The sequence below is a fragment of the Photobacterium lutimaris genome, from assembly GCF_003025555.1.
GTDB lineage: Bacteria > Pseudomonadota > Gammaproteobacteria > Enterobacterales > Vibrionaceae > Photobacterium > Photobacterium lutimaris.
The window spans coordinates 1-12472 of record NZ_PYMH01000022.1 but is presented as its reverse complement, the minus strand read 5'-3'; the positions used below and the strand labels follow the sequence as shown (position 1 = coordinate 12472).

Annotated in this window: 11 protein-coding genes; 5 read left to right on the top strand and 6 right to left on the bottom strand. The window is 52.0% G+C overall.

Translation table 11 applies throughout. The features are described from left to right. Positions 1 to 47 precede the first annotated feature (47 nt). Together C9I99_RS25595 and syd are read right to left on the bottom strand one after the other, a co-directional pair. Positions 48 to 824, bottom strand: a complete 777-nt coding sequence (locus C9I99_RS25595) for a Zn-ribbon-containing protein (protein ID WP_107351667.1) — start codon at positions 822 to 824, stop codon at positions 48 to 50. A 3-nt stretch (positions 825 to 827) separates the two neighbouring features. Beyond that, the gene (gene syd / locus C9I99_RS25590) at positions 828 to 1394 is read right to left on the bottom strand and encodes a SecY-interacting protein (protein ID WP_107351666.1); all 567 of its coding nucleotides are present in this window, start codon (positions 1392 to 1394) and stop codon (positions 828 to 830) included. A 63-nt stretch (positions 1395 to 1457) separates the two neighbouring features. Between syd and queF the strand changes: the two genes are divergently transcribed. The 5 genes from queF (at position 1458) to xni (ending at position 8983) form a co-directional block, all read left to right on the top strand. Continuing rightward, positions 1458 to 2303: an NADPH-dependent 7-cyano-7-deazaguanine reductase QueF gene (gene queF, locus C9I99_RS25585; RefSeq protein WP_107351665.1), complete on the top strand. Its 846-nt coding sequence runs from the start codon at positions 1458 to 1460 to the stop codon at positions 2301 to 2303. Between the two features lie 175 nt (positions 2304 to 2478). After that, on the top strand, positions 2479 to 4758 hold the full coding sequence (locus tag C9I99_RS25580) for a tetratricopeptide repeat-containing diguanylate cyclase (protein WP_107351664.1): 2280 nt from the start codon (positions 2479 to 2481) through the stop codon (positions 4756 to 4758). Positions 4759 to 4889: 131 nt separating this feature from the next. After that, positions 4890 to 6446 (top strand): sensor domain-containing diguanylate cyclase, encoded by a 1557-nt coding sequence (locus tag C9I99_RS25575; protein ID WP_107351663.1) that lies wholly within the window; start codon positions 4890 to 4892, stop codon positions 6444 to 6446. Between the two features lie 283 nt (positions 6447 to 6729). Continuing rightward, on the top strand, positions 6730 to 8106 hold the full coding sequence (gene ppnN / locus C9I99_RS25570; protein WP_107351662.1) for a nucleotide 5'-monophosphate nucleosidase PpnN: 1377 nt from the start codon (positions 6730 to 6732) through the stop codon (positions 8104 to 8106). A gap of 100 nt (positions 8107 to 8206) precedes the next feature. Further along, entirely contained in the window at positions 8207 to 8983 is a 777-nt protein-coding gene (xni, locus tag C9I99_RS25565) for a flap endonuclease Xni (RefSeq protein ID WP_107351661.1), read from the top strand. Between the two features lie 45 nt (positions 8984 to 9028). Here the strand turns inward: xni and rlmM are convergent, their stop codons facing one another. From rlmM to C9I99_RS25545, 4 genes are read right to left on the bottom strand one after another with little or no spacing between them, the layout of a single operon-like run. Beyond that, positions 9029 to 10111: a 23S rRNA (cytidine(2498)-2'-O)-methyltransferase RlmM gene (gene rlmM, locus C9I99_RS25560; RefSeq protein WP_107351660.1), complete on the bottom strand. Its 1083-nt coding sequence runs from the start codon at positions 10109 to 10111 to the stop codon at positions 9029 to 9031. A gap of 9 nt (positions 10112 to 10120) precedes the next feature. Next, on the bottom strand, positions 10121 to 10504 hold the full coding sequence (locus tag C9I99_RS25555) for a DUF423 domain-containing protein (RefSeq protein WP_107351659.1): 384 nt from the start codon (positions 10502 to 10504) through the stop codon (positions 10121 to 10123). Between the two features lie 9 nt (positions 10505 to 10513). Further along, positions 10514 to 11194 carry an alpha/beta family hydrolase gene (locus C9I99_RS25550; RefSeq protein ID WP_243734695.1) on the bottom strand — a complete coding sequence of 227 codons (681 nt, stop codon included), beginning with the start codon at positions 11192 to 11194 and terminating at the stop codon, positions 10514 to 10516. A gap of 14 nt (positions 11195 to 11208) precedes the next feature. Next, the gene (locus C9I99_RS25545; RefSeq protein WP_107351657.1) at positions 11209 to 12129 is read right to left on the bottom strand and encodes a transcriptional regulator GcvA; all 921 of its coding nucleotides are present in this window, start codon (positions 12127 to 12129) and stop codon (positions 11209 to 11211) included. Positions 12130 to 12472 lie beyond the last annotated feature (343 nt).

The window sequence follows — 12472 nt, the reverse complement described above, 5'->3', positions numbered from 1 at the left end:
TTACCCTGCGCCTCACTCACCACTTGCGACGAAAGCTGATACAGCGCCTACTGGAAGTCCCAGGACAAGTTAGACACGATACGGCACTTGTCGCACTTGTAATGGAAAATACCATGCAGGGGCTCATCCAATCGCCACTGGCCACCACATTTCGGGCACGGGCGGTTCAGCTCGCTTTCGAGGCTTTCCCCACCAACCCGGTATTGGTAATAGTAAGTCGGGATCTTGGTAATAAACTCAATCCGTCCTCGCAAATCCCAGCCACGGCGGAAAATATCACTGTCGGCATCACGAATTTCATGCAGTGCTGCATGCTCGGCTTGGCACGCTCCAGCCATTTGTAGCTCATCACAGGCTTGCCATTCTGTCTGCCACTTGACCACCGCTTTATGATCGCCATTCAATGTCGGCTCCGGCAGACGGTAGAGCGGTATTGGCATCAAGGTATCGCCACAGCGCAGCGGTGAACAGGTGTGAACATATGTGGTATACATCACCTGCCAACTCGGGGAGAAATCCTCGGCAGCCGCTTCTGAATTGAGATCCCGCCCCAACAGCTTCACCTTGGGGCTCAGCAAGCTGGCCTGGCTCAGGCGGTTCATACAGGCTTTCACCTGTGGGCTATTGAAGCGGGCGTGCAGGCTATCTTCCTCAGGGCACACCGCCCTCACCTTGAAAACAGCCTCATCCATCACGATAGGAAATTCACGTCCCAGCACCTGGCCGTTATAGCGCAGGGCATCCATTAACCCGTTGATGGCAGTATCTACTGCCGCAATGGTGGTGTTATCAAAACATTCAAATTGCAATTCGACGACATACATAACTTATCCGGCCTTTACCACAGGTTGCAGGGCAGCCAAAAATTGCTCAAGATTGGGAGACAAGATCTCTCGCTGCTCTTTGCCCAATGTCTCCAGGATCACCTCACCGGTCAAGTTACATACCGACACCACTTCACTTTCGGAGTCCATCGCACCGATAAACACTGTCGGCTTGAGCTTCAAGCGACGCTGGGTCACCAGATGGCCGAGGATATTTTCCTGCAAACGCTGCACATCGTCTTCATTGAAAGCCTGTAGCAAGTCGAACTCGATAGCACCCGTCACGGTTTGAAACCTGGCAGCCATATCACCGCTGAACTGGGCACCGTAGAATGCAACGATATCTTCATGCAGGCGAAGCTCTATCCCTTTTTCCACCCCGGCAAGATCCCCCATTGGCGAGCGGCTAACCGGCTGCCAGCTCACTTCGTAACCATCATCAGCCTTCACGCAAGGCGAAAGCAGGCCAACCAAGTCGTCACTGCGGGGAAAACCTTGACCAGCATCACACCATGCTTGCAAAAAACGGGAAGAAAATTCAGATAACGCCGTTGCAACGGGATGATTCATTCGCAACCTCTCAAAAGATTAAGTAAACTTTGCCTATTCTAATCCAAGTGTGTCCAGGACAGTATGAGCAAATATCAAGACGCGAAAGAATTAGCCGGTTTGACCTTAGGTCAGGGTACCGAATACAAAGATCAATACGATGCCTCCCTTCTTCAGCCAGTGCCTCGTAGCCTAAACCGAGACGATCTCGCTCTTGGCGAAACATTGCCATTTACAGGCTATGATATCTGGACACTCTATGAGCTTTCTTGGCTAAACAGCAAAGGCTTGCCACAGGTAGCCATTGGTGAAGTTCGCTTACCGGCGACGAGCCCGAATTTGATTGAGTCAAAATCGTTCAAGCTATACCTAAACAGCTTTAACCAAACTAAGTTTACTAGCTGGCAGGAAGTGGCCGATATTCTGCAGAAAGATTTAACCCAATGTGCAGGTGAAGACGTTGATGTCACCATTCAGCCAATATCGGACTTTAACGATCAACCAATCGCTAACTTCTTTGGCGAATGTATTGATGATCAAGATATCGAAATCACTGACTATGAATTTGATTCATCCTACCTTGAGGGGGCTGCATCAGAGGAAAATGTCACTGAGATCTTGCACAGCCACCTGCTAAAGTCTAACTGCCTGATCACCAGCCAACCAGACTGGGGAAGCGTACGCATCTCTTACACCGGTAAGAAAATCGATCGTGAAAAGCTCCTACGCTACCTAATCTCGTTCCGTAACCATAACGAGTTCCACGAGCAGTGCGTTGAACGTATTTTCACCGACATAATGAAATACTGTAAACCAGAGCTATTAACTGTTTACGCCCGCTATACCCGCCGTGGTGGTTTGGACATCAACCCTTATCGCACCAACATGGGTAAAACACCGAGCGACAACTTCCGCCTAGCAAGGCAATAATTGATCCAACCAATAACACCAAGCTGATTGATACGCAGAAATGTGCAAATTATTACTCAGTTTGGTGTATACCCCAGTTACTTGGGGATTAGTCCAGCAAATTCTGAGACTTTGCTGGACTTGATAAACTAACCCATTAATATTGGTGATACTGTTTTTTTGGGTTCTTGAAAGTATGTCTGCTAGCCGTTGGCTGTTCCGCTTGCTGTTCATTGGCATTATCTCGTTCAGCACACAAGCTAAAATTTTTACTACACCAATTCTGGCAGAAGCCAATGAGCTGCTCCAAACCAATCCTGAGCAATCACTGGCTATTACCACCCGTTATCTCGACCAGCGCCGATTAAGTGTCCCCAAGGAAACTTCCCGTGTTCATATCAATGACGAGACGGATCATTCGGTCCGAACGCCACTGAGTACAGTCAATGCGTTACAGATCCTCGCCAAAGCCCACTTGCTGCTTAATCAACCCAGCGAGGCACTGGCGGCTATCAAACAGGCAGGCGATATCTCTGCCGAGGAAAACCTCACGTTCAGCCGACTTGAAAGCCAGTTGATCCGCGCCGATATTCACTGGAGCAATCTAAAAAACAACGTCCGCTCGCTGAAGATGCTGGATCAGATTGACGCAGAAATTGCCTCGAGTACCAACCTGATGCTCGACAGCCAGATCAAACGTCTACAATACCAATCAATCATGCAACGCTCGATCATCGAATCGGCCACGGCTCAGGAAAGTTTGGCTGAAAAAGGCTTTCTCAAGGCCAAGCGTTACCTGATCAACCTTGATGATCCCGGTGAACTGATCCATTACCAATTGGTTGTCGGCCGGCATTACTTCAAACATGGCCACTACGAAACCGCACTAGACCACTTACTGAGCGGTTACTGGCTTGCCGTCGAAAATGAAGATCAAGCACAAACAGCGATTGCCAATTACGAGCTAGCGGTTCTGTTCGAGCAGCGCAAAGTCTTTGACAAGGCGCTGGAGCATGCCACCCAAGCCGGTGAGTTCTTCGAGCATTACGATCGCAGCCGGCCACTCGCCAAGACATTGGAGCTAATCGCTTCCATTTATGAGCAACAAGGGCGCTACAACCTGTCTCTGGTCCATTACTTCAACGCTCTGGATCAGGAAAACCAACTCAACAGCGAAATTCGCTCGGCGAGACTAAGGCTAAACATCGCCCGGGTTTATCTCCAGCTATACAACTACCCGAAATCAGAGCAATACCTCCACCATACACGCCTGCTTGCCACCCAAACCGGTAACGAGGCAATCCTGGCCGAGGCTCAAATTCTCCAGGGAGAGTTGGAGCTGGCCGAGGGCAACACCGAAGAGGCCATTTCCAACCTGCAAACCGGATTGATTGCTGCCAGCCGGTTGGGCAACAGCGAGCTCCAACTGATAGGGGAAAACTTGCTATCAAGAGCCTTCGAACAACAGAGCGACTTCTATAACGCGCTTCTGAGCCAGCGCCGTTACGAGCAGTTGTTCAGCACCAAACAGCAAGCACAGGTCAAAAGCAACGTTGAAGTCTTTAAGCAGCAACAGCGGATGCTAGAGCGCTCATTGCATCTCGAAGAACTGGAGCGCCAGCAGTTTGAGAGCAGCAAAGCCTTATACAAACAGAAAAATGTCACCATTTTCCTGTTCTGCCTGACCGGCGTTATCTTCATCCTGCTGATGCGACGACACAAAACCGCCAAACAGCTTCAAACACGCTTGCTACACCTGCGCAACGACTTCTACACTCATCCGCGTAGCGGGCTGCGGAACTTACGGATGCTGACCGCCAAACTGCCTAATTCCCTGCAACAGAGCAGCGCCAACTTCGAGCAATGGCACCTTGGCGAGATCATCAACGAACCATTGAGTGACCGCTTGCGCTTCGCCCTGTTCGAGGTGCCATTCCTCAAGCACATTTACCTCAAACATGGCTACCAGCAAGGGTTAGAACTCGAGCGCCAGTTTGGTGAATACCTGACCCAACAAATTTGTGAGCCGGCCAGGCTGTACCACTTCTCCGACGCGATGTTCTTGTATATTGAACCGAATTCGCGACTCGATTCGGCACCAGAGCAATTGGCCAGCTCTCTCCAGCAGCTGGTTGATCGCTTCCTCGAAAACAAGCATATCGACAACCGGGTCAGAATTGGTATGGCGGAATACCCCTTCCTGCCACGCGCCTATACCGCTATCAATGACCACGAACTGCTCGATATCCTGCTGATGGCCACCAACACCGCCCGGGAGATCAGTAAAAAGGAGTCAGGGAGCCAGTGGGTTCACCTCAGTGCAATCGATGCCGCCCCTGCGGCCAGCTTTGCCAGCGACAATATCCGCCGTTCGTGTATCCAAGGCATCCATAATGGGCTGGTAAAAGTTCAAACTTCAGGCAGTTGCGATATTAGCTGGAACAGTGATCACGTTTCTGACAAAAATATCAGTTAAAGTAATGGATTTAACCGCTTCATGGCCGATAACTATGAATTAAATGAAAGTTTTTGATAGCATGAGCTTGCTTGTCACGTTTAAACAGCTGATAAGAAACAAGTTTACCACCATGGATCACACTGTAACCTGTGACAGACATAAATGCCGTAGCTTCGCAATTGAGTCAGTTGAAGCTGCGTTTGGACCAAGCTCAACTTACCCACCGTGACGCCTCGATGAAGTCCCGGCGGGAGATCGCGATCCTAAAACGTCTGATCAGCCGACTTTCTGTGGCTTGCCGCGGATTAGACTCAGAGCTCGATGATAAACTGGACATGCTTCGCCAGGATCTCGAACAACAGAAAGACATCAGCACACTTATCCCACGTATTGCGGTGGTTGAACGACTGGCGAGCCGGATGGGTGATGCCCATCCCAAAGAGCAGGAGCAGCTGGATAAGCAGTTTCAGCGCAACAGCGAAATCCTTCGCCGTTTTCCCGGCCTGCCCGCCCAGTTAAAACGCGACCTGCACCAATTACTCTCCCAGCCAGCCACAACACTGTCCGGATCGCTCCAGCATATTCTTGGTTTGATGTCGCTGTATGAACGAGCGTTGAAATTGGTTGCCACCAAGGGATTACAAAACAACCCGGCAGCTATCCAGCAAGACTTGCTCATGAAGCTAACCGCCGAATTGCAGCACTTGATCACCGAGCTCGACTTCGATGGAGAGGCCGGCGATCAGCTGCTGAGCATCAGAAATCAATTGCTCAAAGGCGTGCTGCCATCCGAACTGCTGACCATTGCCCTCGAGGTCTTGCGCCTGATGCTCGCTGGCACCCACCAAGAGCGTCAAAAATCACAACAGTTTCTTGATAATGTGAACGGAGAACTGGGTACCCTGTGCAAGACGACCCAGCAAAGCGCCGAACAAAGCCACACCATATACGAACACCGTGGTGAGATGACCGACGAGCTGGCCGAGTTGGCCCAGTCAATCAAATCGGGCCTGCAGACCCATAAGCAGCTGGATAGCTGGCGGCCTGAGCTGACACACCTGACCAAAGAGCTGCTGGTGCTTGCCGAGCGTAATAAAGCGCTGGAAAAGCGGGAAAAAGCCTTGCTGGATCAGCTGAGCTACAACAAATCGAAGGTCGAACACCTTTACGATCAAACCTTGGATTACCGTCAGCGGCTAACCGACCAAGAGCAACGGATCTTCCTCGATAACCTGACCAAGGTGTATAACCGCAGTGCACTCAATGACCGTCTCGAACACGAATACCGACGCTGGTTACGTTACCAGCACCCGCTATGCGTGACCTTGGTCGACATCGACAACTTCAATGCGGTGAACCAGCATTATGGCCATCATGCCGGTGACAAAATCCTCAAGATTATCGCCCGGACCATTCGCAAGCAGCTTGAGCCTACCGACTTTATCGGCCGCTTCGGTGACGATGCCTTTATGCTGATCTTACCGGATGTCAGTGAAGAGCTGCGTAACCAACGCCTTACCGCTATTCGCCAAGCCATAGCCCAGCTGCCATTCCGCTTTCGCGACAGCAACATCACCATCACGGTATCGATGGGCGCGACCCTGTTCGAGAGCAACGATACCCCTACCGATATCGTTGAGCGAACCGACAAGGCCCTCACGGGCGCACGCAGCGCTGGCAGCAACCGAATTTTCTGGATTTTTTGATCACGCCGTAAATCATCACCCTCTCAGTGGCTGGTAAAAATCGGCATCTCTGTGTATGGTTGTATTTATACCCAAGCTATCAGCCACTTAAAACTCATTCATACATATAGCCAAGTGTTCTCAAGCGACTTGGATAACGATATTCACCTAGGCTGATGTTCAAGAAACAGAGTGTACTCCCGACCGGTTTACTTTCTGCTTCACCCGGCAGTATTCACCGATTCTTCCTACAATGAATACACCCAGTGGATGCCGCCGTCTTGTCATGACCAGGGAGGTAATCATGATCACCCATATCAGTCCAGTAGGTTCGATGGACCTACTTTCCCAGCATGAAGTCGACTTGCTCAAAGCAACGGCCTCCAGTGATATCTACCGCCTTTACCGAAACTGCTCGCTGGCGGTACTCAACTCAGGCAGCCACACCGACAACTCAAAAGAGCTGCTGGAACAACACAAAAGCTTCGATGTAAACGTGATGCGACGCGAACGCGGGATCAAGCTCGAACTGATGAACCCGCCCGATCATGCCTTTGTCGACGGCCGGATCATCCGCGGTATCCAGGAGCACATGTTTGCCGTTCTGCGCGATATTGTCTACGTCAACATGCATGTCCAGCAACGCAAAGACATCAACCTGACCAGTGCACCGCACATCACCAACTTTGTCTTCAGCATACTGCGCAATGCCAAAACGGTCCGTTCAGGGGAAGATCCCAATATTGTCGTATGTTGGGGTGGCCACTCCATCAACCCTGTCGAATACCAATACACCCGCGAAGTCGGCAGCGAATTGGGACTGCGTGAACTAAATATCTGTACCGGCTGCGGCCCTGGTGCGATGGAGGGGCCGATGAAAGGCGCGGCCATTGGCCATGCCAAGCAGCGCTATCACAATAGCCGCTTCATTGGCCTGACCGAGCCGTCGATCATTGCCGCCGAGCCGCCCAACCCAATTGTGAACGAGCTGGTGATCTTGCCGGATATCGAAAAACGTCTCGAGGCATTTGTCCGGGTCGGCCATGGCATTATTATTTTCCCGGGCGGGGCCGGTACGGCCGAGGAGCTACTTTATATCCTCGGTATCTTGATGGAGCCGGAAAATGCCGATCAGCCGATGCCATTAGTGCTCACCGGACCAAAAGAATCCGAGCCTTATTTCCGTACCCTCGACAGTTTTATCCGCGATACCCTGGGTGATGCCGCGACCAAGCATTACCAAATCATTATTGATGATCCCGCTCAGGTTGCACGGGTCATGAAATCGGCCATGCCGCTGATCAAAGAGCAGCGCTTGGCGACGGGCGATGCCTACAGTTACAACTGGTCATTGGCTATTCCGCCTGAATTCCAACTGCCGTTCGAACCCACCCATGAATCCATGGCCGGCCTTGATTTACACATGAACCAGCGCCCAGAGCACCTTGCTGCCAACCTGCGCCGGGCTTTCTCTGGCATTGTTGCCGGTAACGTCAAGGAAGAAGGGATCCGAGAAATCGAACGGAAGGGACGCTTTAAAATCAATGGCGATATCACCCTGATGAAACGGATGGACAAGCTGCTCACCCAATTTGTCAAACAGCAAAGGATGAAACTTCCCGGCAGTCATTACGAGCCCTGCTACGAAATCATCACCGCTGCCCCGCCGATTGCGAAATAATCACACCCGCTGGCAAGATGGCGGTGCACATTCAATACAACAATGCGTACAATAAAGGGTCTATTGACCCTTTTTTCTTTACAGCTACACGGTTTACGCTATGTCGTCTATCCACCTTGTCATCATTGATGCCCTCAACCTGATCCGCCGCGTCCATGCCGCCCAGCATGGCGAGCCCGATATCCCCAATACAGCCAAGGTCTGCTGTCAGGCTCTGGGGAAAATCATCAAGAGCAGCCAGCCAACCCATATTGTCGCGGTCTTTGATCACCACGGCGAAGACAGGGGCTGGCGTGCCGAATTGCTCCCACACTACAAGGAAGGGCGAAAACCAATGCCCGAAGAGCTGGTGACCGGGATGGATGTCATCCAGGATGCCTTCATGGATATGGGGATCGACTCCTTGTTGTCGGACGGTGACGAAGCGGATGATTTAGTCGCGACACTGGCACTGAAAGTCGCTTCGCGCGGCCAGCAGGTGACGATCATCTCGACCGACAAGGGCTACTGCCAGCTGCTCCAGCCGACATTGCGGGTTCGTGATTACTTTCAGCAGCGCTGGCTCGATAGCCCGTTTGTCGAAAAGGAATTTGGCGTCAAGCCCGAACAACTGCCGGACTACTGGGGATTGGCCGGGATCAGCTCGAGCAAAATCCCGGGCGTAACCGGGATCGGCCCCAAAGCCGCCGTTGAACTGCTGGGCCTCTACCCTAACCTCGAGGCTATTCTTGCTGCCGGTGATCTGCCAGCCAAGTGGCAAAAGAAAATCGACACCTGCCGTGAGGAAGCCGTCGCCTCCAAGCAAGTTGCCTCATTGAAAACCGATCTGGTACTCGGCTTCAACCTGCAGGATATTCGATTCGAAGCGGGAAACTAGATACAAAAACGCCACCCTAAGGTGGCGTTTTTTCAATATGACCGATTAGTGCGGCGAGCGGTTATCCAGGCGCTGGATATGTACCGTGATTTCTTCACGGTCGTGGTACAGGTGCTTGGCCTGTAGCTTGAACTTCACCCCATTCTGGATCAGGTACACTTTCAGGTTCTCGATGTCCTGCAGTACCTCATCGTAACGACCTTTCATCGGCAGCTTAAGGTTGAAGATCGCTTCCTTCGCCCAGGCCTTGATCAACCAATCACCCATCAGGTGAGCCACTCGGGCCGGTTTTTCAATCATGTCACACACAATCCAGGTCACGTTCTTACGTGGCGGCTCAAACTTGAAGCCATCAACCGCGTGGTGCTTGACTTGCCCCGTATCCATCAGGCTCTGTGCCATCTGGCCGTTATCAATCGCGTGGACAAACATCGAACGCTTCACCAACTGATAAGTCCAGCCACCCGGGCAGGCACCCAAATCAACGCCCCACATACCGGGAGCCAGACGCTCATCCCACTCTTCACGTGGAATAAAGACGTGGAAGGCCTCTTCCAGCTTCAGGGTAGAGCGGCTTGGCGAATCCGACGGGAACTTCAGGCGTGGGATCCCCATAAAGAACGAGGAATTGTTGAATGTGTAAGAGTAACCCACAAAACAGCAGCCCGGCGCAATGAAGCACAGGTGCATAACCGGTTTTTTCAAGTTGTCCTTATTGTACAAAGCCCCAGACTTTCGCAGTGCCTGACGTAGCGGCACAGTGAACTTGCGGCAGAACTTCAGTAGCTCTTTGGCTTCGTTGGTATCTGGCGTTTCAACACGCAGATCGCCACAGCGAGGGAAATCTGCCACCGTTTCCATGATTGGAGAAATACGGTCTTCTTGCGGCAGGTTTTCCAGCATCGGCATGACCGCAACCATCTGGCGGGCAAAGATCAGCTCGGCAAACGGTTGTTGCTGGATAAACTTATCCGCATCTCCCGACTGGTAGAACTCAAACAACACATAGCCACTATTGTTTTTCGCGCGAGGAAAGCCATACAACTCCAGTGCATTTGCTTTGTCTTGAACTTCACCGGCACACTCTTTCTCGAAGCCGGGACGGCAGTACAACAGAACTTGATTCACTCTCAACCCTCAAGCTGAACGCCAGGCAGCCACTGCAAGCGCTACCCAGCCTATGATAAAACAGACGCCTCCCATCGGGGTGATGGGGCCAAACCACTTGATACCCGTCAATGCCAGCGCATATAGGCTGCCACTAAAGAGTATGATCCCTGCCACAAAAAACAGGGCTGCGTATAATACCCCTTTTGCCGGAAGAATGCGTGCCAATATTGCACAGCCAAAGATCGCCAAGGAATGCCATGCCTGATACTGGACGCCAGTTTCAAATACTCCGAGCAGATACGGCGGCAATTGTGACTTTAGACCATGGGCCGCAAACGCGCCCAGAGCCACAGTAACCGCGCCGCTCAGAGCAGCAAACACCAACAGCCAACGACTTGCGTTATCCCTCATATGCCCTCCCTAGGCTGTACAGTCAGTGATAAACTTGGCCAGTAACTTGACGGTCAGCTGCCGGTTGCCAGGCTCAGTATGGCCCGATGCTTTACGCGGTTTGAAGCTGTGGTCACCATCAGGCAGGAAAGCAACCTCGACACCCGGGGCATATTGCCAGCCTTCTACTTCGCTGCGGGTGCCGAACGTATCGCGCTCCCCTTGCAGGATCAAGGTCGGCAGTGCGATGGTTTGCAAATGGTCGCCGCGAAAGTTCTCTGGTTTGCCCGGCGGGTGGAACGGGAAGCCCAAGCAAGCAACGCCTTTCACTTTATCTTGGCAGTTCGTCACATCCGGCGACTCATTGGCAACGTCGGTCACCATCAGGCTGGCCATCCGTCCACCCATCGATTTGCCGCCGATCACCAGATTGCCCTGTACGGCAAACGCCTCGATGTGGCGCTGGAAATCCAACAACAGCTTAGGCTGCCTGTCTGGCGGACGCTTCTTGCCATCTTCACGGCGCTTGACCATGTAGGGAAACTCAAACCGCACCACCCGGATCCCCTTCAGGGCAAGCCCTTTGGCGATATCGGCCATAAATTCATGCTCCATTCCGGCCCCGGCACCATGGGCGAACAGGAAGGTCACGCTATACTCGCCGCTAGGCGGCATATCAATCATGTACTCGGTCACACTCGTCTCCAACATCGTCCTTGCTTACCCTACAGACCATCTTCCACATCTGGCATGTCTTCCTGCTCGCGGGCAGCCTTGGCCAAGACCCAGTCGCGGAAGGCCTGGATACGGCCGGTTTCGGCCTGACGCTCTTGGCACACCAGGAAGAAGGCATTCTTGCTCATCAGTACCTCATCAAATGGGCATACCAAACGGCCCGCTTCCAACTCAGGCTGAGCCAGTACATTGTTGCCAAGGGCGATTCCCTGACCGTGCGCTGCCGCCTGCAGCACCATGGTCGAGTGACTGAAAATCGGCCCCTGATTGACGTTGGTCCCTTCAATGCCATGGTGGCGAACATAGTTTTTCCATTCCTTACGCGAGGTGTCATGCAGCAAGGTGTGGAGCTTCAGGTCGTCCAGCGTGCGCAGCGGTTTAGCACTATTGAGCAGCATCGGTGAGCAGACCGGCAGCAAGAACTCCTGATACAGCTTATCGGCCCGCAGTCCCGGCCAGTTGCCCCGGCCGTAGTAGATCGCCACATCGACGTCCTCAGTCAACGACCCCTCGTCCAAGTCCACCGCTTTGATCCGCACATCGATATCCGGGTGTTGCTCGTTAAAATCCGCCAGGCGAGGCACCAGCCACTGGATGGCAAAACTAGGAGGTAAACTAATGGTTAACGCCCCTTTCGCGCCGCGTTCCAAGACCTTATCAGTGGCATCTGAGATTGCAGAAAAGATATCTTTTATATCGAGAAAGTAGCTTTGCCCTTCTTCAGTTAGCAATAAAGAGCGATTACGACGGCGGAATAATTTGAGGCCCAAAAATTCCTCAAGCGCTTTAATTTGGTGGCTTACAGCAGCTTGTGTGACAAATAACTCTTCCGCAGCACGGGTAAAACTGAGGTTGCGGGCCGCCGCTTCAAAGACTTTTAGTGAATTGAGTGGAGGGAGACGTCTAGACATACTTTTCCTGCATTAGTTTTTTTTATGGTAAACATTATAAATTGTCCATTGTTCAAGTGCTACATAAACCCTATGATTTGCCCCGCAACGGTGAGCGAGGCCAAGTTTTTAGCCCTCAGGCATTTGACCGATCACATCGTTGCGATGTTGTGTTTGCATATTGTCCGGTTTATGCCGGATCGGTAGTCAATCTACCAATTTTACTTCCTGTATTTTTGACCTGTCTGTCAAAAAAATTCTTGGCACTGCGCCCCAACGCAGTGCTTTTTTTTTGCCGGAAAAAGCCCTTCGTCTTAATACCTTGGCACACTCACTCCTCCCCCAGCGATATCCCCCCCCGATC